Raw genomic sequence first — 25,812 nt, 5'->3', positions numbered from 1 at the left:
GTTTATTATTATTTATGTAAAGCCAGTAGAGAGGTATCTTTGCTGGCTTTTCATTTTTGTTAAACGAATACGATCGCGTTCAATAACAATTCAACTATAATATCCTGCTCTCAGTATTTTAGAGGTAGGGAGGATATCACTATGGAAAAACCGACTTTTTTTGAAGGTTCTGTCGGGCTTGCCGTAGTCTTTCCCATGTGGATTCGGATTGCATGTTTAGATATTCGGTCTATATCTTCAAATACTTAGTTCTTTGCTAATGTACCTAAATATTTTCTTTAACTACCTGGTCGGAAGTACTCAAAAGTTTCACGACCTGAATCATTTGTATCCAGTTAAGCGCAGCTGCATTGCTGTTACAAGTTATTGATCTAAGATTTTCATTTCAAATCCGTATTAATCGACATAAGGATTATCTGTATTTGCAATAAATACACAACTTAGGAATATATCTATAACGTCTGTAGATTGGGCTATTTCTATAGGAACTCAGTTAAGAAGATAAGGAGGAGATATAGATTCATGGCGGATCATAGAAGATTTAAAGGTGATGCAATTCTTGGACGAAAAGGAAGGATTCGTAGTCCAATAAGAACGAAGGATGGTAAAGCACTATTAAAAATAGTAATTGAACTTACTGAAATTATCCCCTCAGTACTTAATTCTTCAACGACAATTCATGTAGAGGATCTTCAAAGAGTTCTTAGATCATTGATGGATCTTTTAGGCAAGTTAAAGATATTCGATCCTGAACGAGCTGAGCTTCACTCAATACTGGAATTAACAATCGTATCTACTGAGGTAACTCCTTTCTCGGGTTTAAGTGTGGGGATTAACTTACAACAATTGTTGGTAGAATTATTAGCTGCTGTTCTCATATCGCATGTAGATCCTGGATGTAAGGACGAATTAGTTATTCATATTAGACGTATTCAAACATTAATTTCAATAGCATTAGGGTTACCTTTGTATGGTGTAATAGGTCCTCCAGGAGTACCAGGAGTACCAGGAGTACCAGGAGTACCAGGAGTGCCAGGAGTGCCAGGAGTACCGGGAGTACCGGGAGTACCGGGAGTACCGGGGATAGCTGGATCTATTGGACCTACAGGAGCCGGATTAGAAGGAATTGTTGTGTTTGATCCAGCGGTGAGTCCGACGTATCCAGTAGGTCAAGCGGTTACATATAATGGGAGTACGTATATTGCAAACGTAGCTGGACCAACAGGAATACCAGGTAGTTCACCAGACTATATATTGTTGGCTGCAGCAGGAGCGACTGGCGCCATTGGCGCTACCGGAGCTACGGGCGTCGGAGTGACGGGTGCAACAGGGGCGACCGGTATAGGATTAGAAGGAATTGTTGTGTTTGATCCAGCGGTGAGTCCAACGTATTCAGTAGGTCAAGTGGTTACATATAATGGGAGTACGTATATTACAAACGTAGCCGGACCAATAGGGACACCGGACAGTTCACCAGACTATACAATATTGGCGGTAGCAGGAGCGACGGGTGCTATTGGTACTACTGGAGGTACGGGAATTACTGGAGAACAGGGAGCTACCGGAGTGACAGGTGCAGTTGGAGCAACGGGAGAAAAGGGAGCTACCGGAGAAGTAGGGGGAACAGGAGCTACCGGAGCCACAGCTGTTGATGGTATAACAGGGTCGACAGGAGCTACAGGAGCAGCAGGAGCAATTGGTGCAACAGGAGCAACGGGGATTGGAGTCACAGGAGTCACGGGAACCACAGGAGCAACTGGAGCAGTTGGTGTAACAGGAGCCACAGGAGCAATAGGGATTGGAGTCACAGGAGTCACGGGAGCCACAGGAGTCACGGGAGTTACGGGAGCAGCTGGTGTAACAGGAGTCACAGGAGTCACGGGAGCAACGGGGATTGGAGCCACAGGAGCCACAGGAGTTACGGGAGCAGTTGGTGTAACGGGAGCAACGGGGATTGGAGCAACAGGTGCAACCGGAGTAACAGGAGCCACAGGAGCAGTTGGTGTAACAGGCGCAACAGGGGTAACAGGAGCCACAGGGGCGACCGGAGCGACGGGAGTTACAGGAGCCACAGGAGAAACAGGAGCAGTTGGTGCAACCGGAGCCACAGGAATTACGGGAGCCACAGGAGCCACAGGAGCAGTTGGTGTAACAGGCGCAACAGGAATTACCGGAGCGACCGGAGCGACCGGAGTAACAGGAGTAACCGGAGCAATTGGTGCAACAGGAGCAACGGGGATTGGAGTCACAGGAGTCACGGGAACCACAGGAGCAACAGGAGCAGTTGGTGTAACAGGAGCAACAGGAGCAACAGGAGCAACAGGAGCAGTTGGTGCAACCGGAGCCACAGGAGTCACGGGAGTAACCGGAGTAACAGGAGCAACGGGGATTGGAGCCATAGGAGCAACAGGAGCAGTTGGTGTAACAGGAGCCACAGGAGCCACAGGAGTCACGGGAGTAACCGGAGTAACAGGAGCAACGGGGATTGGAGTCACAGGAGTCACGGGAGCAACCGGAGTAACAGGTGCAACGGGGATTGGAGCCACAGGTGCANGAGCAACTGGAGCAGTTGGTGCAACCGGAGCCACAGGAGTCACGGGAGCAACCGGAGTAACAGGAGCAACGGGGATTGGAGTCACAGGAGTCACGGGAACCACAGGAGCAACAGGAGCAGTTGGTGTAACAGGAGCAACAGGAGCAACAGGAGCCACAGGAGCAGTTGGTGTAACAGGAGTCACAGGAATAACAGGAGCAACAGGGATTGGAGCCACAGGGGCGACCGGAGCGACGGGAGTTACAGGAGCCACAGGAGCCACAGGAGCAGTTGGTGCAACCGGAGCCACAGGAATTACGGGAGCCACAGGAGCCACAGGAGCAGTTGGTGTAACAGGCGCAACAGGAATTACCGGAGTAACCGGAGCAATTGGTGCAACAGGAGCAACAGGAGCAGTTGGTGCAACCGGAGCCACAGGAGTCACGGGAGTAACCGGAGTAACAGGAGCAACGGGGATTGGAGCAACAGGAGCCACAGGAGCAGTTGGTGTAACAGGAGCCACAGGAATTACCGGAGCGACCGGAGTAACAGGAGTAACCGGAGCAATTGGTGCAACAGGAGCAACGGGGATTGGAGTCACAGGAGTAACCGGAGTCACAGGAGCAACGGGGATTGGAGCAACAGGTGCAACCGGAGTAACAGGAGCAACTGGAGCAGTTGGTGTAACAGGCGCAACAGGAATTACCGGAGCAACCGGAGCAATTGGTGCAACAGGAGCAACGGGGATTGGAGTCACAGGAGTCACAGGAGTCACGGGAGTAACCGGAGTAACAGGAGTTACGGGAGCAACTGGAGCAGTTGGTGCAACCGGAGCCACAGGAGCAGTTGGTGTAACAGGAGCAACAGGAGCAATTGGTGCAACAGGAGCAACGGGAATTGGAGTCACAGGAGTCACGGGAGCCACAGGAGCCACAGGAGCAGTTGGTGTAACAGGAGCAACGGGGATTGGAGCAACAGGTGCAACCGGAGTAACAGGAGCCACGGGAGTAAGGGGAGTTACAGGAGTCACAGGACCTACAGGACCTAATGTATTAGCAACTGGATTTTCAGCTCAACGGGCATCTTCTACTATGAGTGCGACTCAACAACTAGACAATTGGACGGTTACAACACCGTACTACACTGGGACGGGGTTTAACGCGGCAACAGGATCTTATACCGTGCCAACAACAGGAAGGTATTCGATCAAGGCAGTCGTCAGTTATACAACAACTGCGTCGATTTCTGTTGCTCTAGGGTCAGGGATAAGTCCTTCGTTTGTTATTCGAAGAACATCACCTGCGGTCACTGATCTGGTAACAGGTCTATTTCCAATCCTAGATGTAAATATTTTGCTGTTGTTAAGCTTAAGAACAATACTTGGAAATAGTTCGGTCACATTAACAGTTGACGTACAATTAAATGCAGGAGATGTTATCGGTATATTCTATGTTGCAAATGGATTGACCATCGGGTTGTCAATTGGAGGTGCAGCGCCATCGGGGACAGTGTGGTCTGTGCATGAACTGACATAATAGAACAAGTAAATTGAGCTAACAATTAACCATAAGAAATGAGTCTTAGAAGCGATTCTAGAGACTCATTTTTTATGGTTTTTTATTATTTTTTGGGAAAATTAAGCATTTATTATTAAAAATATATCTAAAATTATCGAAAATAATTATAATAAAGACATCGAGTAGACTGACTACAAATGCATCTACTTTAGTCTTTAGATAACCGCTTATTTCCCCGTTACACTCGTTCAATTCTTCCGATCTTTTTTTACTTAGTACGATCTCCTTCCTTTCTTAATTCAACAACATTAGAATTGCTAACATGTAGCCAAGTACTACTTAATCTTCTAAGAGCCACATACAAGTTCATTTATTACTATTCAGTGATTTATCACTCGTTATGAAGGAGGCGCTTATTTTTATGAAGAAAAAAGAAGTCGTGGCTATGCTCCTAGCAGGTGGACAAGGCAAAAGACTCAAAAGTCTGACTAAGGGCCTTGCTAAACCTGCTGTGTATTTTGGAGGCACATATCGAATTATAGATTTCCCTCTAAGTAATTGCTCTAACTCAGGAATGGATACGGTGGGCGTTCTGACACAGTATGAGCCCTTAGTTCTTCACTCCTATATCGGGATTGGAAGCGACTGGGATATGGATCGAAAGAATGGTGGTGTCTACGTACTTCCACCTCATGAACAGGCAGATGGTAGTAATTGGTACCGGGGGACAGCAGATGCCATTTATCGCAATCTAAAGTTCATCGAACAATTTGACCCTGAACATGTACTGATTTTATCAGGTGACCATATTTATAAGATGGATTATGACCTTATGTTACAATACCACACACAAAATAATGCCGATTGTACGATCTCGGTCATCGATGTCACGCTAGAAGAGGCAAGTCGATTCGGGATACTTAATACGGATGAACAATTACGCATATTTGAATTTGAGGAAAAGCCAGTAAACCCTAAGAGTACTTTGGCTTCCATGGGAGTTTATTTATTTAAATGGCCTGTTCTTAAACAGTATTTAATGGAGGATGAACAAAAGACAGCTTCCTCCTTTGACTTCGGCAAAGATATTATTCCGGCTTTGCTGACGAATAACAAAGTATTATATGCCTATCCTTTTGAAGGATATTGGAAAGATGTTGGAACGATACAGAGTTTATGGGAATGTAATATGGACTTATTAACCGATCATCCTCCACTCGATCTCAATGATCCAGATTGGCGTATTTATTCACGTAATCCGATTCAATCTGCACAATACATTGCTTCAGACGCTATCGTACGAAATTGTATCATTAGTGAAGGATGTATTATTAACGGGGAAATTGACCACTCTGTTCTCTTTTTTGGAGTAGAAGTAGGTGAAGGTAGCGTTATTACAGATTCGGTCCTCATGCCAAACGTGAAGATTGGTAACAATGTTCGAATTCACAAAGCGATCGTTAGTGAGAATACCATCATTGAAGATAACACCGAGATTGGACTTAAACGAGATGATGAGAACGAAATTATACTCATCGATAACCAGCAGGATGAGGAGACTTCAACTAAAACAGGGATTTTATTAAGGTAGAGGACGGTGGCGTGAATGAAAGAACTTATGGGTGTAATTAATCTTGATCATGAACTGGATCAATTAAACGAACTAACCTATTTTCGATGCGGTGCTGCCGTGCCCTTTGCCGGTCGATATAGGTTAATCGATTTCGTATTGTCCAACATGATGCATTCTGGTATGGAAAGCATTGCTCTTTTCGTTCGTCGCAAATATCGCTCACTTATGGACCATGTAGGGCAAGGGAAACCTTGGGATTTAGACCATAAGCACGGTGGATTGTTTGTACTCCCTCCAGACTGGAACGATCCTACGGATACGTCTGAGGGGGACTTACAGCATTTACACAATAATATGGACTTCTTTTACCGTGGATCTGAGAAATATGTGGTGAATGCCGGAAGTCAGCATATTAACAAAGTCGACTTTGAAGATGTATATCGATATCATCTCGAAAAAGGTGCTGATGTTACCGTTGTATATAAGCAAGTAGAGCACCTTGAACCTGAGCATGAACCTTGTTTGCGTATTGAGGTTAATGAGCATGGAGATGTCGTTGATATTCATCACGAAAAGGACCATTTAAACGTATATATAGAAGTATTTATAATGGAGAAACAATTATATCTTGAACTCATTAGTAAATGTATTGCCCATGGGGAGAATTATTTCTTTCGCGATGCAATTCAGAGGAATCGCCATAATTTGAACATTGCTGCATATTCCTATAAAGGCTATCACGCGGTCATTAATTCAATTGAAAGCTATTACAAGAACAGTATGGACTTGTTGAATCAACCACATTTTCAAAGCCTGTTCAAAGAACAACCTGTGCATACCAAGATTAAGTATGAGGCCCCTACGAAATATTTAGATGGTGCTCAAGTGAGCAATTCACTTCTTGCTAATGGTTGTATTATTGGAGGAACCGTTGAGAATAGTATTCTCTTTCGTGGAGTAAAGGTGCACAAGGGTGCGCGAATTATCAATTCAGTCATCATGCAGAAATGTGTGATTGAAGAGAATGCTGTGATTGAGAATGTGATTATGGATAAAGATGTGCTACTGTCGCGCAATCGTAAGCTTATAGGGGACGTGAGGAAACCTTATGTCATAGCTAAAAGTAGCATCATCTGATAGATCCACCCGCAGGAGGGATGTCAATATGTTTAACAACAAAGAAGCTTTCAAGCAACTCTTTCAGGAGAATCTAGTCAGTAAATTGGGAAAAGCAATGAAGGAAGCTCAAGCAGCAGATATCTATAAAATTTTGAGTAACATGATCCGCGAATATGTAGGTAAGAATTGGGTTGAGACGAATCAAAGTTACCAAATCGATCAGGAAAAGCAAGTGTATTATTTCTCGATGGAATTTCTAATTGGTCGTCTACTAGGTAACAATCTGCTTAATATTGGTGTGCTTGAGCTTGTTAGAGATGGTCTTAGAGAAATAGGATGGGATCTAGAGAAAATTGAGGAAGAGGAATCCGATGCAGGGCTAGGTAATGGTGGGTTAGGGCGACTCGCGGCCTGTTTCTTGGATTCTTTAGCTTCGCTTCAGTACGCTGGGCATGGATGTGGAATTCGATATAAATATGGCTTATTTGAACAGAAAATTATTGAAGGAAACCAAGTGGAACTACCTGATGATTGGCTTCGGAAAGGTAACGAATGGGAAGTGCGTAGACCTGATAAAAAAGTTGAGGTTCGCTTCTGGGGGTATGTTGACACTACAGAGGTAGATGGAGAATTAGTATTTGAAACCCAACATTATGAAGCGGTCACAGCTATACCTTATGATATACCTGTTATTGGTTATGGTGGTGATCATGTCAACACATTGCGATTATGGAGTGCAGAATCTAACTTGGATCTCACGAAACTAACAGGTGCGAATAACTACTATAAATTTCTCAATTATAATCGTTCTGTTGAATCTATATCTGAATTTCTATACCCCGATGATTCTCAGTATGAAGGCAAGTTACTCCGGCTCAAACAGCAATACTTTTTATGTTCTGCAGGATTGCAAAGTATTCTGAGGACTTTTGAAAAGCTTGGGCTTACCATGGATCACTTACCTGAAAAAGTTGCTATTCATATTAATGATACTCATCCTACACTTGTTATCCCTGAATTGATGAGGATATTAATTGATGAGAATGGTTTGGGGTGGAACGAAGCCTGGGACATAACCACAAGGACGGTATCCTATACGAATCATACAACGTTGAGTGAAGCGCTTGAGAAATGGCCTGTCTCCATGGTGAAAGATCTACTCCCACGCATTTATATGATTATTGAAGAGATCAATACCCGTTTTTGTGGCATGCTGATGAAGAAGTACCCAGATCATCCGGAGATCGTACCGCAGATGTCTATCATTGATGGTCAGCAATTGAAAATGGCGAACTTGGCTATTGTAGGTAGTTATAGCGTGAATGGCGTAGCAGCCCTCCATACGGATATTCTGATCAAGCGCGAAATGAAAATGTTCCATGATCTATATCCCAATCGATTCAACAATAAGACGAATGGGATAACACACCGTCGGTGGTTGATGCATGCAAATCCAGGGTTGGCTAATCTAATTAGTGAATCGATTGGTACACGTTGGATGGATCATCCGCAAGAAATGATAGGAATATTGAAATACAATGAGGATAGCGGATTCCAAGATCGCACTCGAGCGATTAAACAACATAACAAAATGAAACTCACTTCATATATTCATGAGCAACAGGGAATCGTCGTTGATCCAACCTCTATCTTTGATGTCCAGGTGAAGAGACTACATGGCTACAAGAGACAGCTGATGAACGTACTACACATCATGCATGTATATAATCAGTTAAAAGAGAATCCATCGATGGACTGTGTTCCCCGCACTTTTATTTTCGGGGCCAAAGCGGCACCAAGCTATTCGCTTGCGAAGAGAATTATAAAACTTATTCATGCTGTAGCTAATCAAGTTAATCAAGATGCAAAAGTAAATGAGAAGTTAAAAGTCGTATTTTTAGAGAACTACTCCGTCTCGTTAGCCGAGAAAATCATCCCAGCAGCGGATATCAGTGAACAAATCTCAACAGCTAGTAAAGAAGCATCAGGGACGGGGAATATGAAATTTATGATGAATGGTGCATTGACGTTGGGTACGATGGATGGAGCTAATGTGGAGATGCGCGATATGATTGGGGATGCCAACATGTTTATCTTCGGATTACAATCCGACCAGGTACTTGATTATTATCAGCATGGTGGTTATGCAGTCAAAGATGTATATTATAATGATGCACGTGTACGTAAAGTCATGGATCAATTAGTGAATCCGGGTTACTTCTGTAACCAAGGGCATGAGTTTTCAGACATATTTCATTCCATTATGAGTACCAATGATGAGTATTTTGTACTTAAGGATTTCGCTAGTTATATCGAAGCACATTTGGAAGTAGACCTTTCTTATCGAAATGCGAAGGATTGGCAAAGGAAATCGATCGTAAATATTGCGCATTCTGGTCAATTCTCAAGTGATTGTACGATTACCAAGTATGCTTCTGAAATTTGGGGATTAAAAGGAAGCCAAGCAGGCGTACAAGTGAACGTCTAGAAGTTAGGTATAGTCTCTTGGTTAGATTAGTCGACATGAATACATGAAACGGATGACCCCATCAATTAAAAGGGGGAACATCCGTTTCTTTCTGTAACAAAGAGGATTTTCTTGACAATCGGATTCTCAAAACTTAGAATTTAAAAAGCTAATAATTGAAATATATTTACAAAGGGGAAATGATCGTGGAAACATCTAAAAGTAATATAAAGATGGTTGTCGCAGGTCTGCTGCTAGCCATATTTATGTCAGCAATCGATAATACGATCGTGGCCACTGCTATGGGTACCATAGTATCTGATCTTGGTGGATTCGATAAATTTGTATGGGTAACCTCTGCTTATATGATTACAACGATGGCAGGAATGCCAATCTTTGGTAAGTTGTCAGACATGTATGGAAGGAAAAGGTTCTTTATATTTGGAATTACGGTCTTTCTATTGGGTTCTATATTATGTGGTTTCGCGCAGAGTATTGAACAGTTAAGTATCTATCGTGCTATTCAAGGTATTGGTGGCGGTGCATTAATGCCGATAGCCTTTACGATTATTTTCGATATCTTTCCTCCAGAGAACCGTGGGAAGATGACTGGACTTCTTGGCGCTGTATTTGGTGCTGCAAGTGTTGTAGGTCCATTACTTGGAGCTTATATTACCGAATTTGCAGGTTGGGAATGGATTTTCTACATAAATGTTCCTATAGGTATCGTATCATTCCTGTTGATTACTCGCTCATATCATGAGTCGAAGCAATTGATTAAACAAAAAATAGACTGGTGGGGCGCATCGACACTTGTCGTTGCTGTGATCAGTCTAATGTTTGCTCTAGAATTGGGCGGTAAAGATTACGCTTGGAATTCGTCTGTCATTATTTCGTTATTTGCTGTATTTGCAGGATGTTTCATTGCCTTCTTCTTTATCGAACTCAAAGCGGAAGAACCGATTCTTCCTTTTTGGCTGTTTAAACGAAGACTATTTGCTGCTTCTCAAATATTAGCTCTTCTTTATGGAGGAACATTTATCGTTTTAACCGTATATATCCCTATTTTTGTACAAGCTGTATATGGAGGATCTGCGACAAATGCCGGGTTAGTTCTTACCCCCATGATGCTAGGATCTGTAGTGGGTAGTTCGATTGGTGGTATTTTCTCGACAAAAACAAGTTATCGCAATTTAATGATCATATCGGTCATTGCGTATTTCGCAGGTATGTTCATGCTAAGTACGCTTACGCCAGACACAGCACGTTCCTATTTAACAGGCTTTATGATCTTAGTAGGATTTGGGATGGGATTCTCCTTCTCGTTATTACCGATCTCAACTGTACACAACCTTGAACCTCGATTCAGAGGAACAGCCAACTCAACGAATCAATTCTTACGCTCACTTGGAATGACTTTGGGAATTACGATATTCGGTACGATCCAAGGTAACCTATTTTCGAGTAAGCTTGCCGATAATTTCAAGGGTATGGAGGGAGCAGCAGCTAATCTAACAAATATTCCAGATCCTCGGGAAATATTTAAAGCGGATGTACGAAAGTCGATTCCTGCCGATATACTTGATAAAATTGTTGATGCTATGTCATCATCTATATCGCATATATTTCTGTATGCCTTGATTCCCATCGGTATAGCTGTAGTTGTCGTATTCATGATGGGCAAAGCGCGAATTGCAATGAATAAACCTTCAACTGAAAAGGAATAAAATAATCTCTTTAGTAAGTCGCAAGGGGAGAAAGCTTGAATGTCACAGCGAAATCATATTTCTAGCCTTTCATTAATGGCCATGTTCGTTAACTTTGTCGGAAGCGTAATTGAAGTTCAACTAACTACAATCTATGTGAGTATTGGATGGATCCTTGTTCTAGGTGTCATTCATTCGATGCAATCTTTATCTCGTGGTATTCGTGACGTGTCCTTATGGAGTGTTCTATATCTATTGGGATATTGGTTATCCGGCTGCTTTAATTTCTATATAACGGATTATCTTAACTTTGTAGATCTACCAAGAGAATTTATCATTGCTAGCTCACGGTTGAGTCTACTTGGATTTATTATTCCGTTTCTTCTATATGGACAGTTGAACAAAACGACAACAGATTATATGAAAATAGGTAGTTTTACTGAGACGATTCGGTTCCCATTCAGAGTCGATATATATATTCCTGCGGTTTGGGTTGCTATTTGCATTGCTCAATTCCGTATTGGAAGAAGTATTGTGGAGAGGGCTCATACTAAGTCGATTCGTCGATGTGCTGGGTGAGAAGTGGGGATTGGTTGTCGTTAGCTTCGGCTTCGGTATGTATCATTATTCGATTGGATTTCCTTGGATTGTATGTGTTTTGTTCTCTGTCTTAGGCATGCTATTAGGAGGGATAGCAATCCGGTTAAAAGGGTTGCTTCCGGTTATCATTCTTCATTTCATTATGAATCTATTGTTTGTATTAAGTGGCTTGATTTTCTAGAGATATGATTGTTCAAGACATATTTTAAACAAGCATAAACGGCTTCGCCGTCCTTTAGCGGCGATGAATCGTTTAGCGTTGAAAATATAATCCTATGTATAAGCAGAAATACTTATAAATTCTTATATTTTGAAAAAGGCGATATTCCAGTCAGTTAAACGGATTATCGCCTTTTTGCAGTCTTTTTTTTTTACTATTTAGAATTGAAATGAAGACAAGGTGCATATGCTTGTATGGGAGCGCAAACAAATAGGTAAAGGGGTTGAGTCAGGTCTATGAAAACACACTATAAACGTAGAATGATGCCTATCGTCATCATAGTACTTTTGTTCACGATGGTAATAAGTGCGTGCGGTGGAAATTCAAACAAGGAAGCAGAACCGACAAAAGAACCTGCAACAGTAGAAACGGAACCAAAAGTGACAGAACCTGCAGTAGCGGAACCTGCTACAAGTGATGGAACTTTTCTAGAACAAGCTTTAGCTGGGAAATTCAAGGGTACGAAAGTATCGATGTTCGGTCCATTCGTTGATGAAGACGAGCAGAAATTCATCGCAAGTATTAAGGATTTCGAAGATAAGACAGGGATCGATATTCAATACGAAGGGTCAAAGGAATTTGAAGCTACGATCTCTATTCGTGTAGATGGAGGTAATGCACCAGATATTGCAGACTTCCCACAACCAGGACTACTAGCTACCTTTGTTAAACAAGGTAAAGTTATCGATGTGTCATCGTTTATCGATAAAGCATACTTAGAGAAGAACTACAATAAGAGCTGGCTTGATATGGCGAATATGGATGGAGCAAGCGGCAACATTATGGCAGGAGTCTGGGCACGCTCAAGTGTGAAGAGTCTAGTCTGGTATCCTAAGAAACAGTTTGAGGAAGCAGGTTACACCGTTCCTCAGACTTGGGATGAGATGATGGCATTAACGAAACAAATATCAGATGACGGGGATCCTGCATGGTCTATTGGTATTGGAAGTGGAGCAGCAACAGGTTGGCCTGCTACCGATTGGATCGAAGATATAATGCTTCGGACAACAACACCTGCGAATTATGATAAGTGGGTAAAAGGAGAACTTCCATTTACTTCACCAGAAGTGAAAAATGCCTTTAAGGTTATGTCTGACATTTGGTTCAATGAAGATTATGTTCTAGGTGGCGTGAAGTCAATCGTGACGACAGCGTCTAGTGATGCACTAAACCCATTGGCACAGACTCCACCGAAGGCATGGTTACATCGTCAAGCGAGTTTCATTACAAGTAATCTTCCGAATACGGTAAAAATGGGTGAAGATATGGATTTCTTCTATCTACCACCGATTGATCCTCAATATGGGAAGCCATTATTAGTTGCGGGAGATATTTACTCGATGTTCAATGACCGCCCAGAGGTTCGTGCAGCGATGGAATTCTTTACAACAGGGGAATCGATCAAGACATGGATTCAATCGGGTGGTGTCATTGCTCCAATGAATGATGCAGATCTTAGTTGGTATTCTAATGATGTGGATCGTCGTATGGCAGAACTTGTTCAAACAGCAGATACACTTCGATTCGATGGATCTGATCTTATGGTTGGAGCCGTAGGCGCAGGTACATTCTGGAAGGGTGCAACCGATTATGTTAGTGGCACTGTAGATCTGGATGGAGCTTTGAAGGAAATGCAAGAAGGTTTTCCAAAGTAAGCTATAGCCTAGTGATTAGTTCATTCTAAAAAGAAGTAGGTTTGAATCGGAGGAGATAGGAGGAAACTCCTTACTCCTTCGTTCTGTAATTAAACATATTTTATCCTATTAGATTTCGTAAAAAGGAGGGACAAGATGGGAACGTTGATGTCGCGACATAAATGGCTGTGGCTAACATTGATAACAATACTTGTGCCTGGAATGAACCTACTTATCCATTGGCGTATCTTTATGTTTCTACGAGATGGAAGTCTTACTCCTATATTGTATGGGATTCTGGCCATCATCTGGGGAGTTGTAGGCGTATACACGATTTATTTATCTCTAAATTGGGTGGTTGAACAGTATTCTGTGAAATGGAGACAACGCATTCAGCCTTTAGTCTTTGTGGCACCTGCCCTGATATTGCTAGGGTGGTTACTGCTGTATCCTACAGTAAGAACACTCATATTTAGTTTTATGGATGCAGGTTCTGTTGATTTTGTAGGATTCAGTAACTATATAGCGGTTTTCACGAATCGGTTGTTACTATCAGCCCTACGGAATAACTTACTATGGGTTATATTAGGAACATTCTTATGTGTGTCGCTTGGCTTACTTATTGCAGTTCTGGCCGACCGGAGTAGTTTCGAGAAGCTTGCGAAATCGATCATCTTTATGCCTATGGCCATATCTATGGTTGCAGCTGGCGTAATCTGGAAGTTCGTGTATTACTACAAACCGGGTGATGAACAGATTGGACTACTTAATGCCATTGTTGTAGCACTAGGTGGTGAGGCACAGGCTTGGGCGTCTTTCTCTCAACCGTGGAACAATCTATTTCTTATCGTGATTCTGATCTGGATGGAGACGGGCTTTGCCATGGTGTTATTATCTGCCGCAATCAAAGGCATTCCCGAAGAGTCTCTTGAAGCTGCACGAATGGATGGAGCGAATGAGATCACGATCTTTTTCCGTATTATGATTCCTTATATGAAGACTACTATTCTATCTGTTACGACTACTATAATAGTATTTACTCTCAAAATATTCGATGTCGTCATGGTAATGACGGGTGGGCAATACGATACAGATGTTGTGGCTACACAGTTCTACAGACAATTCTTCATGTATCGCAACAATGGGTATGGTGCAACACTGGCCATCGTTCTATTAATTGCTATTATTCCAGTTCTGATCTTTAATCTTCGTCAAATGCGCAAACAAGGAGGAGGATTCTCATGAGCCGGGGGCACAAAAAGAAGAAAAAAGGTTCAAAGTGGCTAGTGAATAGTATCCTCGGATTCATTTGTTTGATCTGGATTATTCCCACCGCAGGACTATTTGTGTCTTCGTTCAGACCCGCACACGATATTCTGGAGACCGGTTGGTGGACGGTATTTCCTCATAAGGGTTGGGAGACGGAGGAACAGTTAAAGCTTCCTAAGGATACTGATCTGAAGAAACCAATTGAAGTTGCTGGCACAAGTTATTCAGATGAACAATTAAAAGTAGGCGTAACGACAGCAGATGGTCAGAAGATCGTGTGGCAGAATCGAAGAGGACGGGTTGTCGATATTCAAGAGAAACAGTGGAAGACCAACGCCGTGTTCACTCTTGATAATTACAAGAATGTTCTCGGAGGTAAAAGTTATGAGATCACACAATCTGACGGCAGTGTGAAGACAGAGAAAGGTAGCAATCTCACTAGAGCCTTTGTAAACACGTTGACGGTTGCTATTCCAGCTACAATTATTCCTGTCTTAATTGCTGCTTTTGCTGCTTACGCCTTTGCATGGATGAAGTTCCCGGGACGTAAGACAATCTTTGTTATTGTAGTTGCGCTACTGGTTGTCCCACTACAAGTTGCACTTATTCCTGTGCTACAGAATTTCACGTCACTGGGTCTCAACGGGACTTATTTAGGAATCTGGATTGCTCATACTGGGTTTGGATTACCGCTCAGCACCTATTTTTTGTACAGTTATATTAGTCAGCTTCCACGAGATTTATTCGAATCCGCCTTCATGGATGGAGCCTCTAATTTTACTATTTTCACTAGATTAATCTTACCGCTATCGGTTCCATCTATTGCATCGATAGGAATCTTTCAATTCCTGTGGGTATGGAATGACTATCTGGTGTCCCTTGTCTTTATTGGTAGTCAACCTAATGTTCAAGTGTTGTCCATGCGGATTGCTGAAATGGTCGGCTCTTACGGAAATGACTGGCATCTGCTTACTGCAGCTTCATTCATATCGATGATTATGCCCCTAGCTGTGTTCTTTGCTCTTCAAAAGTATTTCGTGCGTGGACTGATGGGTGGCTCTGTGAAAGGGTAATGTGTAATCGAGCAACGAAACCTGCTTCGGACGAGGTCCTCCAAAATGTCTACCAAGTGGGGAGCGTAGTCATCTATGGAGCAGGTTCTATTTGTGCGCCATCCTTGATATCTATAATTGGAAAGCTAAGGTTATACGATGGGAGTGTGCTACGATGGAACTTGCTAACGGGTCTACTCCGTTCGATCGATATGAGTTATCTGGACAATTTCACTTACAGAAGGCTAATAAACATGAGTGGCTACAATTTTGCTCTATTTATTACAACGCGGAATACATTCGTATGTTTAAGGAAGAGAATGTATGGGTTCACATGAACCTCAACGTATTCTGGATTTATGAAGGCAGATTAAAGATCGGTGGTGTAATGCTCGCTCCGAACCGGATGAGGCTACTCTATTTTATTCCACCATTTAATCAGCAACACACAATCGTCCAATTGTTAAAGGATGCTCTGCTGAAATGCTCTGATGCCAAATTACCGATCCATGTATATGAAGTATTACAAGACCAAGTAGAGCTATTTGCAAGGGCAGGGTTCTGGCCCGATGAGCATCGTTATCGTTGGATGCAACGACCTACAGAGTCACTGGCGTGTGAATGGGATGAGCAAGTCACAATCATCAGGTCTATTATTGAAGATACTGAAGCTAAACGTTCCTTTACGAATGATAAGGAGATCGGTCACCTTTTCTATAGATGTCATTCCGATTGTATTTGGGGAGTAAATAGTAAGCAGCAGTCGATTAGTCACTATATTACGGAAACACAGACGATCATTAAGGAAACTAATAAACATCTACTCCGTGCTTCAACATTAGTTTATGATAAAAGAAATAATGCTCTGATTGGTGCTTGTTTATTATCTATGAATCATGACATTCCAAGAATTAAGCATCTCGGTATTCTTCCGACATATAGGAGGAGAGGGATAGGAACGAATATGATTAAGAGATCATTAGGTATGTTAACAGATCTCTATCCGTATCTTAGAGTCTATGTTCAACAAGGAAATCCAGTGGAGTCTATGTATTATAATTTAGGCTTTATGCCGGGACCAATTGAAATCAGCAAAATGCTCATTCCGGTTAAATAGTGTCTTTTTTTGCTATCTCAGGAGAAATTTCTTAGAATGGAGTAAAAAGAGGTGAGGGACTTGAATACGAAATTAATTTTAGTCGAGGGACTTCCAGGATCAGGGAAATCAACAAGTGCACAGTTGGTATATGACATTCTTAAAGAACAAGGTAAAGATGTTGAGTTAGTATTAGAAGGAGATGTGGACCACCCAGCGGACTATGAAGGGGTTGCTATCTTCACACCACAGGAATGGGAAGAACTATGTGAAAGACATCAAAGCCATCAGACGTTGATTAATCGAACTGCTTTTTATGAAGAAGGGAACTATTTCTTACCCTATCGAAAAATGCAACAAGATGACCAATCTCGTCTACCTACTTCTGTATTTGACGATATTTTCAAACAGGATATTTATGAAATATCTTTTGAGCGAAATATGGAGCTTATCGCTGCTAAATGGAAAAGATTCAGTGAAGCGGCTGCTGTCCAAAAGAAGATATATGTATTTGAATGTTGTTTCATCCAGAATCCTGTTACGGTAAGTATGGTCAAGTATAACCGACATGAAGAGGAATCTATTCGTTATGTGAGGACATTAGAGGATGCGATTGGTTCTCTGAATCCTAGGTTAATCTACATCGATCAGAAGGAATATGACCATACCTTTAAGAAAGCAGTAGAAGAAAGACCCACGGAATGGTCAAGCGGGTTCATAGATTATTACACACAACAAGGTTATGGACAAGCACATGGATATTCTGGGATGGACGGAACGTTACAAGTACTTCATGCGAGAAAACAATTGGAAAAGAAAATTATGAACGAATTGTCTCTCCCGTGGACCATGATTGATAACTCTCACTATGATCGTGAGCAACTAAGACAAGGGCTAATTCAAACATTACTAGGTCATTAAGTGTTCAGAAGGAACACCATACAAAGGAGAATATCGCGTGATATATGTTGCATTAGTAGTTGGTATTATACTGCTGGGTGCAGCTGGTGTACTAGCATGGAAGAATTCGCAGATTATTGCAGAGAAACAAAAAAGTAATGCACCGAGTGCAAGCGCAGTTCAATACACCGTTCATATAACAGATAAGTGGCAAGATCAAGATTCATTAACACTGGTCTCGTTGTATCATACGTCATACTTGGTTGGAGAGCAGAATTTACATGCCTATCTATGTCGGGTAACGGGTAAGCGTGGCGAACTTAAACTCTACGAAGCTGAGAATGTGATGCTCCATAATATCCGACATGCCATACAAAAAGGTGAGTTATTATCGGGAATAGCTCTATATGAATCGGCGATTAATGAGGAAGAAATAGAAGTATTAAATCGATTAGATCAGGTGTTAATAAAAAATAACAATGGAGTTGTGCGATAATTCATCCTTCCCTTTTCCCATGATTGTGTTATGGTAGAAAAAATGGGCTAATGAAGGGAGATTGAATCATGCATATTCAGAGTTATGTTGAACCGTCTGACTTCTTAGAACGCGCTGAACCGTTGTTAATGGAGAATGAAGCGCTTAATAATCTTCCGTTAGGTATTGCTTACCGATTAGTCCAGTCTATTAAGCATACAGCTAAAGACGCTCATCATGTAGGGCCATTACCTTTCATGGCAATCGTAAGTGATGGGGAACAAGATATCCTTAGTCTTCTAAAAACAAGTGCATCCCTTATTGTATACATTAGCGATAAGGTGAAAAATGACGACGTTCGAATCAAGGCTATCTCTCTAGCAATCGATCATATCCTTCATCAAGAAGTTATCCAAGTACCCAGTATTATTGCGATACGTGAGACCGCATATTTGTTCGCGGATAAGTGGCAAGAGGTAACAGGGCAATCTTACGAAGTTCAGATGGATCAGCGCATATATGCTTGTACGAAAGTGCAAGATATGAAACTGAGTCCAGGTATATTTAGAGCTGCTGAGTTACGTGATATTCCTATGTTGGGTCAGTGGATCTATGATTTCGCTGCGGAAGCGATGGAAGCGATATCCATGAAAAAAGCGATTGATATGGCTCAAAATGGGACGGAACAATCGGCTATCTATTTATGGGATGATGGAGAACCTGTATCTATGGCTCAACAGACTAGACCTACACTTCACGGAGCTGTTGTTAATTTGGTGTATACCCCATTAGAGTATCGAAACCGTGGATATGCCGCATCTTGCGTATCAACATTAACACGAAATATGTTGCGTGGACCCTATGAGTTTGCCAGTTTATATACGGATATGAGCAATCCTATCTCTAATCATATTTATATGAAAGTTGGGTATGAACCCAAATCTGACTCGGTCGTTCTTGCTTTTAAATCGTAATGATTCATATGTAACCACCTATGGCTGAGCTTATGCGATCTATTCCAATAAGGACGTACCAGCCATCCTTGGGAATAGGGTTCGATAAGCTCAGTTTTTTTGAAATATAAGAATTTATAAGTATTTCTGCTTATAAATAGTCTTATATTTCAACGCTAAACGTTTCTTCGCCGCTAAAGGACGGCGAGGCCGTTTATGCTTGTACACAGTAACGTCACTATGTATGAAGGAGTGAATTTTGTTGAATATGAAGAGGATCGCTGCAGAATATGCAGTGCAATACATCGAAGATGGGATGACAGTTGGGTTGGGAACCGGGTCAACAGCCTATTGGGCAATTCAACGTATTGGTGAACGAGTGCATGAAGGCTTGTCTATACAGGCAGTAGCGACCTCTAGGGCATCGGAGAAACAGGCGCTCACACTTGGAATTCCCATTATTTCATTCAGAGATATAGACGGCCTGGATATTACCATTGATGGAGCAGATGAAATTAATTCAGATCTGGCGTTGATCAAAGGTGGCGGTGGCGCTCTTCTCAGAGAGAAGATTGTCGCCCATCATAGTAAACGTCTAATCATTGTTGCGGATGAGCATAAGGTAGTCGAAACATTAGGGAGATTTCCTTTACCCGTTGAGATCGTCCCATTTGCAGTGGAATGGACCATTAAATCATTGCAGACCCTCGGTTGCCATATTCAATTACGGACAGATGAAGAACAGCTATTCATGACGGATAACGGAAATTATATTGCAGATTGTAATTTCGGTTCTATTGCCTCCCCACTTGAGCTTCACAATGAAATCCTTAGCATTCCTGGTGTTGTAGATCATGGCTTATTTATTGGACGAGCTAATTTAGCGATTATTGGCCACCAAGATGGAAAAGTGGAGGTTCTGAAGCGTAACTAGGAGGGCGTACGATTGAATAATGGAAGTAGGATAGGTCTTTGTCTACTTGGGATATTGATGGTCTTGTATAGTATATGCCTTATATATTGGATGTTTTTTGGATTTGGCCGTACAAGACATACGGAAGGTCCTCTTGTGTATAATTTAGTTCCACTGGAGACCATTTGGTCCTATTTGGATAGTGTCCGTCACGGATTTAAGACATCATGGATCATTAATTTATTTGGGAATGTTGGCGTGTTTGTTCCATTTGGATTCGTGCTACCGTTGTTATTTAAAAGCCTAAGATCGTATTGGAGATTAACGCTATATTTCGTACCTCTTGTGATCGTTCTAGAGGTATCTCAGATGCTGTTACGAGTCGGTAGTTGTGATATTGATGACTTGATTCTCAACATTCTTGGTGTATGGATCGGATACGGGGTGACTCAATTATTATTTAGAAGGTACATATCTTAGGAGAAGATGTGGAATATTACCTCTAACTTGGTAAATTACCATGAAATCTTGTATAGAGGTGACCGGCTCTCCATGAAACGTCGTATCTTTCTTATGTTGGGTTGTCTTTTATTGATGTATGAAATGGTTCAACCCATAGCTACAGCAGGTGCTAATCCTAGTCAACAAGCTTTTCACTTTGGGTTTAAGAAGAGTAAAGATGGACAACTTCCCTCCATAAATGAGGAAGGGTTCAAAGACATTCTAGAAAAACATGAAGCTATCTTCCTTGGAGATACGAAGCAGAAGGATATTTATTTGACCTTCGATAATGGGTATGAGAATGGTTATACGGCCAAAATTCTAGATGTACTAAGAGATAAGAAGGTTCCTACAATCTTTTTTATCACAGGGCATTATGTGAAGGATCAGCCTGAATTGGTTCAAAGAATGGTCTCTGAAGGACATCTTGTAGGCAATCATTCGTGGAGTCATCCCGACGTAACCACGATTTCTAACGAGCAATTAAAGAACGAATTGCTGAAGGTGAAGACAGCCGTAGCAGATATAACGAGCCAAAAGGAAATGGCTTTTGTTCGTGCACCACGGGGGATTTTTAACGAATCTATGCTAGCTGCAAGTCGGGCTGAAGGGTATACGAATGTGTTCTGGTCTGTTGCTTACAAAGATTGGGATCCCGCCACCCAAAAAGGCTCAGAGTATGCTTATACCCAAGTGATGAAACAACTTCATCCGGGTGCCGTTATTCTGTTGCATTCGGTATCAAAGGACAATACAGAAGCCATGGGACGGATTATTGATGATGCAAGGAAACAAGGCTATGAATTCAAAAGCTTAACTCAGATGCAAAGTAGAACGTATTAAGTTTGACAATAGGCCTCCGAATGTACTATCTTTATATTAAGATAATACATTCGGAGGTTTTTTATCATGGGAGAAAATAAAGAGAACGTGAAGAACAACAATGAGCTGTCACTCGATCTATTTATTGTATTGGCACGTGCTTATAATTCGGTCATAGCGCATTCAACACGTAGTATTCAGAGTTATGGGCTTAACTCCACAGAATTTGGTGTACTAGATCTGTTGTATCATAAGGGACCACAACCTCTTCAGAAAATTGGTGAGAAAGTTCTTATCTCAAGTGGAAACATTACATATGTCGTGGATAAACTTCAGAATAAGAAATTACTTGTCAGAATTGCGTCACCCGACGATAGACGTGTCATATTTGCTGATCTCACGGAAGAAGGAAAAGCCTTTATAGAAGATGTCTTTCCTCAACATCAGAATACCATCGTAGATTCCGTTGCTGGGTTAGATCTAGAAGAGAAGAGACAAGTGATTGAGTTGTTGAAGAAGTTAGGGCTCTCAGCAGAAAGTAAGTACTAATTGTTATCATATGTCATATAACATAACATATTTGATATATTAATTGAATCATTGTCTTTGAAGCCATTGTGGGATTCTCCAGTTCGTGAGAGTGCATATAATGGCTTTTTTTGCGTGGAATAACAAATGAATAGAAAAAATTTCAATAAACATTCATAAATTGGTTGTAAATATTTCCGTTTTATTTTATAGTCTGTGTTAAGATATTTAACAAATTAGGGAATGAGACATAACATCTAAGAATCATCTTAATTTATTATCATTTGTAGAAGTGATAGAGAAGGGGTACTGGGATGGAGTATATCGTTCAACAATTAATTAACGGAATTTCTGTTGGGAGTACTTATGCACTAATCGCCTTAGGGTACACCATGGTATATGGAATTATAAAGCTCATCAATTTTGCTCATGGCGATGTGTTCATGGTCGGTTCATTTGTTGGCCTCTTTACAGCTAAGGCACTAACATCACAAGGGTTATCACCCTACTTGGTTCTGACGTTTTCCTTGATTATTTCGATGGTGATCAGTGCTCTCCTTGGTATTGTTATCGAACGCTTCGCTTACAAACCTCTACGTAATGCCTCACGTATTGCCGTTCTCATAACCGCTATCGGCGTCTCTTTTTTATTAGAGAATCTAGGGATCTTTGCCCTCGGACCACAAGCTAAGGGATTTCCTGAAATCATTCAAAAACACCAATTCACCTTATTCGGTTCAGTTCAGATGGATAGTCATCAAGTCATGATCTTCGCGATCACAATTATTCTTATGCTTGTCCTGCAATTTATTGTACATCGTACGAAGATTGGTAAAGCCATGCGTGCTGTTTCATTCGATCTGGAAGCTGCTCGACTTATGGGAATCAATGTGAATTTAACGATATCCGCTACGTTTGCTATTGGTTCTGCACTAGCTGCTGCAGGCGGCGTTATATTTGGAATGACTTACAACTCCGTTGACCCTTTAATGGGTATGATTCCAGGACTCAAAGCATTTATAGCCGCTGTATTAGGTGGGATTGGGAGTATACCTGGTGCTCTATTAGGAGGCCTATTATTAGGAACGATTGAGACCGAGATATCCTCGTTGGGGTATTCTTCATGGCGTGACGCGGCAGCTTTTGGAGTTCTCATTCTGATCTTGATCTTCAAACCCACGGGATTATTCGGTAAGAATAGCCGTGAGAAAGTGTAGGTGGGGATCATGAAGAAAATGAACAAAAGTTTCTGGTCGAGCATTGTCATAGCGATTATGATCTACGTTGTTATCCAAGTGTTGTTACTTATTACGGGTACGATAAATGATGTAGCAGAGTCTACCCTGATTATGATCTGCATCAATATTATGCTAGGTGTCTCCCTGAACTTAATAAATGGCATAACGGGTCAATTCTCTATGGGGCATGCGGGGTTCATGTCTGTGGGTGCCTATGTATCAGCTATTCTAACCCAACACAACTTGGGTTGCGGATATTACCTACAGTACGCCCAGCTAACTAAGTTCCAGCAGAGGAATGATGTTACTTGAGCATGTTTGGAATGCATGTTGAGTTTTTTTTTTTTTTTTTTTTACAGACATGCCCTTCTTCTGCTGTGAGAAGAAGTGAGCCGAAGCGGCGGTGACTTGTCGACACTGGCAAGGTGACGTAGTCCGTGGGAAACGGGGCTTGCGGCGAAGCGATTACGCCAAGATGAGTCTCTAGGCTGAGCATGGGAAGGTTGAGGAACACGAACCTATTAAACCGCATCTGAGGGTTGAAATGTCACCCCTGCCTACATCGCTTAACAGGCAGGTCGCGGATCGGTGCCAGTTACATCCAGGAATTGGAACCGCGAATATCGGTTTGACATGTAGGCTAACCGATAGGGAATCACGAAGAGCGCACAGCTAGATCGTGATGTCCGCGACGACTTGCAGAAAGCAAGGATAAAGACTGCGATAGGCAGCCTAACCCATGTATGGAGTCCAACATGTGAACTGGGGAAGGACTGCACAGATGCAAAGGGAGTGTGCTCCCCGATGATGTGCAGACTGACGGAGTCTCCGTAGTAGTCCGAGGCCGGGAAAGCCGGTCACATGGCGAAGGGAGACAGTTTAAGTGGTTTGCTTGGCTTATTAACTGACCTAGTGAGGTGAAGACCTTTGATAATTAGTGAAATGCAAAGCAAACTGGCGACTTGGTCAACAGAAAGTAAAGAACGCAAGTTTGACCGACTTTTAAGACTTATTGCTAACAAGTATTGGCTTAGCGAAGCGGCTCGCATCACACTAGCTTCCAGCGGTGCCCGAACGCCGGGTATAGACGGCATTGACAAACGCAAGATGGAGGAAATGCTTGATCTTGAACTGGAAAGGCTACAACATGAATTACTGACTGGAACCTACAGTCCGCTACCCGCCCGCCGCGTGTATATCCCAAAAGCGAATGGCAAACTCAGACCCCTAGGTATTCCTTGTCTACGAGATCGAATCGTACAACGTGCAATGCTGATGGTCATGGAACCGATATGGGAAAGTGATTTTCATCCCGTATCCTATGGTTTCAGACCAGCACGGAGTGTTCATCATGCAATTCGAACTGTCAAATTGCAATTGCAAGATGGTAGTGAACAAATGAACGCAACCGCCGGTCGCTGGGTTATTGAAGGTGACCTGGCGAGCTACTTCGACACCGTACACCATCGACTACTCATGAAAGCTGTCCGTAAACGAATCTCTGACCAAAGATTTCTTAACTTGCTTTGGAAGATCATAAAGACAGGATGCGTGGATCATGGTTTATTCCGTGCCTCAAGCGAGGGGGTTCCACAAGGCGGAGTCATCTCCCCCCTACTATCCAATATTATGTTACACGAATTCGATCAATGGATGGAAGTGAAATTCCTTAGTAAGAAGGTACGGAAAGATCGTTGGGCATGGAACTTCGGTATTCTGAACCACCGCCCAATCGCCATACGGGAAAATCGGCAATGGAAACCAGCCATTTCATATTGTCGTTATGCGGACGACTTTGTGGTCGTCGTCAAAGGAAATAAAGCACATGCTGAAGAAGTACGTGAAGCATGCCGTGAATTTCTCGAGGATAGACTGAAACTTACGCTGAATATGGAAAAGACAAATATCACACATGTGAATGACGGTTTTGTCTTCCTAGGCCATCGTATCATTCGCAAACGGGGAGCCCGGGGACAAATGCGTCCTGTATCATCCATTCCATGGGAGAAATACCGTCGATTTACTGAGAAATTAGTCAAGCAACTGTCAGGGAACTACGGTATGAACACGATGGATTTGATTGAAATTCTTAACCGGCAACTTGCAGGATGGGCAAACTTCTATCAATACACCGACCACACAGCGACGATATACAGCAAAGTAGATCGCACGGTGTTCTGGAAACTCGGATACTGGCTGGCAAGAAAGTACAAGCGTGGATTCCGAAAGTTGATGCGAATTTATGTCCGTTCCCCTGAAAAAGGTAAGGCAAAAATTTGGGTGCTTAAAGGACCGAATAGTCGAGGTTTCTATGGGGAACTGGCACTCAAAAGACTCATAACCAGTCGCAAAGCTTGGTTCACATGGCGAAGTCCGGCTGAAAATCCATACATTCTACGCCCCGAGAATCCCCGAACAATTGAGTCCTATTATAGCGAAGTCGCCTTTGCTTTGAGCAACACTTAAATGGAGAGCCGGATGCGCTGAGAGGTGCAAGTCCGGTTCGGGAAGGAGAAACAGGGAAATAGTACGACTACGCCCTGTCTCTTACTTCACTCCCTTGCCGCGAAGGGAGACTCTATCTAGCAAGCATCCTAGATCTCTGTACGCGTGAGATTGTAGGCTGGCGGCTTGGTGATCGTATGACCACAGACTTGGTACTTGGTGCGCTAGACGATGCGTATAAAGATAAGAAA

At 42.3% G+C, this 25,812-nt stretch carries 22 protein-coding genes and 1 pseudogene; all 23 read left to right on the top strand.

From position 1 onward, the window contains the following. Positions 1-522 precede the first annotated feature (522 nt). A pseudogene (locus AC1D7X_RS22520) lies at positions 523-939 on the top strand (collagen-like repeat preface domain-containing protein); the annotation flags it as partial. Positions 940-1,314: 375 nt separating this feature from the next. Further along, positions 1,315-4,068, top strand: a complete 2,754-nt coding sequence (locus AC1D7X_RS22515) for a beta strand repeat-containing protein (RefSeq protein WP_495476178.1) — start codon at positions 1,315-1,317, stop codon at positions 4,066-4,068. A 403-nt stretch (positions 4,069-4,471) separates the two neighbouring features. Further along, on the top strand, positions 4,472-5,641 hold the full coding sequence (locus AC1D7X_RS22510; RefSeq protein WP_495458684.1) for a glucose-1-phosphate adenylyltransferase: 1,170 nt from the start codon (positions 4,472-4,474) through the stop codon (positions 5,639-5,641). Between the two features lie 15 nt (positions 5,642-5,656). Beyond that, a complete protein-coding gene (glgD, locus tag AC1D7X_RS22505; RefSeq protein WP_495458683.1) occupies positions 5,657-6,760 on the top strand; it encodes a glucose-1-phosphate adenylyltransferase subunit GlgD in 1,104 nt (367 codons plus the stop codon). 28 nt (positions 6,761-6,788) lie between these two features. Continuing rightward, positions 6,789-9,230, top strand: a complete 2,442-nt coding sequence (locus AC1D7X_RS22500; protein WP_495476169.1) for a glycogen/starch/alpha-glucan phosphorylase — start codon at positions 6,789-6,791, stop codon at positions 9,228-9,230. Positions 9,231-9,415: 185 nt separating this feature from the next. Further along, entirely contained in the window at positions 9,416-10,936 is a 1,521-nt protein-coding gene (locus AC1D7X_RS22495; protein ID WP_495476168.1) for an MDR family MFS transporter, read from the top strand. A gap of 39 nt (positions 10,937-10,975) precedes the next feature. Next, positions 10,976-11,494 (top strand): hypothetical protein, encoded by a 519-nt coding sequence (locus tag AC1D7X_RS22490; RefSeq protein ID WP_495458680.1) that lies wholly within the window; start codon positions 10,976-10,978, stop codon positions 11,492-11,494. Next, complete coding sequence (locus AC1D7X_RS22485) at positions 11,409-11,696, top strand: CPBP family intramembrane glutamic endopeptidase (RefSeq protein WP_495458679.1); 288 nt, start codon at positions 11,409-11,411, stop codon at positions 11,694-11,696. The genes AC1D7X_RS22490 and AC1D7X_RS22485 overlap by 86 nt, the downstream gene beginning before the upstream one ends. A 275-nt stretch (positions 11,697-11,971) precedes the next feature. Next, a complete protein-coding gene (locus AC1D7X_RS22480; protein WP_495458678.1) occupies positions 11,972-13,390 on the top strand; it encodes an ABC transporter substrate-binding protein in 1,419 nt (472 codons plus the stop codon). 135 nt (positions 13,391-13,525) lie between these two features. After that, a complete protein-coding gene (locus tag AC1D7X_RS22475) occupies positions 13,526-14,614 on the top strand; it encodes a carbohydrate ABC transporter permease (RefSeq protein ID WP_495458677.1) in 1,089 nt (362 codons plus the stop codon). Beyond that, positions 14,611-15,711, top strand: coding sequence for a carbohydrate ABC transporter permease (locus AC1D7X_RS22470; protein WP_495458676.1), 1,101 nt, complete (start codon positions 14,611-14,613; stop codon positions 15,709-15,711). The genes AC1D7X_RS22475 and AC1D7X_RS22470 overlap by 4 nt, the downstream gene beginning before the upstream one ends. Positions 15,712-15,865: 154 nt before the next feature. Further along, positions 15,866-16,807 (top strand): GNAT family N-acetyltransferase, encoded by a 942-nt coding sequence (locus tag AC1D7X_RS22465; RefSeq protein WP_495458675.1) that lies wholly within the window; start codon positions 15,866-15,868, stop codon positions 16,805-16,807. 60 nt (positions 16,808-16,867) lie between these two features. Beyond that, a complete protein-coding gene (locus AC1D7X_RS22460) occupies positions 16,868-17,707 on the top strand; it encodes a P-loop NTPase family protein (RefSeq protein ID WP_495476167.1) in 840 nt (279 codons plus the stop codon). 37 nt (positions 17,708-17,744) lie between these two features. Next, positions 17,745-18,182: a hypothetical protein gene (locus AC1D7X_RS22455; RefSeq protein ID WP_495458673.1), complete on the top strand. Its 438-nt coding sequence runs from the start codon at positions 17,745-17,747 to the stop codon at positions 18,180-18,182. A gap of 68 nt (positions 18,183-18,250) precedes the next feature. Next, positions 18,251-19,135, top strand: a complete 885-nt coding sequence (locus tag AC1D7X_RS22450) for a GNAT family N-acetyltransferase (RefSeq protein WP_495458672.1) — start codon at positions 18,251-18,253, stop codon at positions 19,133-19,135. A gap of 241 nt (positions 19,136-19,376) precedes the next feature. Then, the gene (gene rpiA / locus AC1D7X_RS22445; RefSeq protein ID WP_495476166.1) at positions 19,377-20,048 is read left to right on the top strand and encodes a ribose-5-phosphate isomerase RpiA; all 672 of its coding nucleotides are present in this window, start codon (positions 19,377-19,379) and stop codon (positions 20,046-20,048) included. 12 nt (positions 20,049-20,060) lie between these two features. Then, the gene (locus AC1D7X_RS22440) at positions 20,061-20,507 is read left to right on the top strand and encodes a VanZ family protein (RefSeq protein ID WP_495458670.1); all 447 of its coding nucleotides are present in this window, start codon (positions 20,061-20,063) and stop codon (positions 20,505-20,507) included. A 72-nt stretch (positions 20,508-20,579) separates the two neighbouring features. Beyond that, entirely contained in the window at positions 20,580-21,371 is a 792-nt protein-coding gene (pdaA, locus tag AC1D7X_RS22435; protein ID WP_495458669.1) for a delta-lactam-biosynthetic de-N-acetylase, read from the top strand. A 66-nt stretch (positions 21,372-21,437) separates the two neighbouring features. Next, the gene (locus AC1D7X_RS22430; protein WP_495458668.1) at positions 21,438-21,899 is read left to right on the top strand and encodes a MarR family winged helix-turn-helix transcriptional regulator; all 462 of its coding nucleotides are present in this window, start codon (positions 21,438-21,440) and stop codon (positions 21,897-21,899) included. A gap of 293 nt (positions 21,900-22,192) precedes the next feature. Beyond that, complete coding sequence (locus AC1D7X_RS22425; protein WP_495476165.1) at positions 22,193-23,095, top strand: branched-chain amino acid ABC transporter permease; 903 nt, start codon at positions 22,193-22,195, stop codon at positions 23,093-23,095. 9 nt (positions 23,096-23,104) lie between these two features. Further along, on the top strand, positions 23,105-23,428 hold the full coding sequence (locus AC1D7X_RS22420; RefSeq protein ID WP_495476164.1) for a hypothetical protein: 324 nt from the start codon (positions 23,105-23,107) through the stop codon (positions 23,426-23,428). Between the two features lie 615 nt (positions 23,429-24,043). Then, positions 24,044-25,582 (top strand): group II intron reverse transcriptase/maturase, encoded by a 1,539-nt coding sequence (ltrA, locus tag AC1D7X_RS22415; RefSeq protein WP_495476163.1) that lies wholly within the window; start codon positions 24,044-24,046, stop codon positions 25,580-25,582. Between the two features lie 74 nt (positions 25,583-25,656). Further along, a partial coding sequence (locus AC1D7X_RS22410; RefSeq protein WP_495476177.1) for a DDE-type integrase/transposase/recombinase occupies positions 25,657-25,812 on the top strand: 156 nt, incomplete at its 3' end.

The organism is Paenibacillus sp. Y568, assembly GCF_059445545.1.
This window is presented reverse-complemented; position numbering and strand designations above follow the sequence as displayed.

Excerpts from the sequence above, each read along its gene's own strand:
- AC1D7X_RS22510 (WP_495458684.1), top strand. The coding sequence starts at position 4,472 with ATGAAGAAAAAAGAAGTCGTGGCTATGCTCCTAGCAGGTGGACAAGGC.
- glgD (WP_495458683.1), top strand. The coding sequence starts at position 5,657 with ATGAAAGAACTTATGGGTGTAATTAATCTTGATCATGAACTGGATCAA.
- AC1D7X_RS22500 (WP_495476169.1), top strand. The coding sequence starts at position 6,789 with ATGTTTAACAACAAAGAAGCTTTCAAGCAACTCTTTCAGGAGAATCTA.
- AC1D7X_RS22490 (WP_495458680.1), top strand. The coding sequence starts at position 10,976 with ATGTCACAGCGAAATCATATTTCTAGCCTTTCATTAATGGCCATGTTC.
- AC1D7X_RS22480 (WP_495458678.1), top strand. The coding sequence starts at position 11,972 with ATGAAAACACACTATAAACGTAGAATGATGCCTATCGTCATCATAGTA.
- AC1D7X_RS22475 (WP_495458677.1), top strand. The coding sequence starts at position 13,526 with ATGGGAACGTTGATGTCGCGACATAAATGGCTGTGGCTAACATTGATA.
- AC1D7X_RS22470 (WP_495458676.1), top strand. The coding sequence starts at position 14,611 with ATGAGCCGGGGGCACAAAAAGAAGAAAAAAGGTTCAAAGTGGCTAGTG.
- AC1D7X_RS22465 (WP_495458675.1), top strand. The coding sequence starts at position 15,866 with ATGGAACTTGCTAACGGGTCTACTCCGTTCGATCGATATGAGTTATCT.
- AC1D7X_RS22450 (WP_495458672.1), top strand. The coding sequence starts at position 18,251 with ATGCATATTCAGAGTTATGTTGAACCGTCTGACTTCTTAGAACGCGCT.
- pdaA (WP_495458669.1), top strand. The coding sequence starts at position 20,580 with ATGAAACGTCGTATCTTTCTTATGTTGGGTTGTCTTTTATTGATGTAT.
- AC1D7X_RS22430 (WP_495458668.1), top strand. The coding sequence starts at position 21,438 with ATGGGAGAAAATAAAGAGAACGTGAAGAACAACAATGAGCTGTCACTC.
- AC1D7X_RS22425 (WP_495476165.1), top strand. The coding sequence starts at position 22,193 with ATGGAGTATATCGTTCAACAATTAATTAACGGAATTTCTGTTGGGAGT.
- AC1D7X_RS22420 (WP_495476164.1), top strand. The coding sequence starts at position 23,105 with ATGAAGAAAATGAACAAAAGTTTCTGGTCGAGCATTGTCATAGCGATT.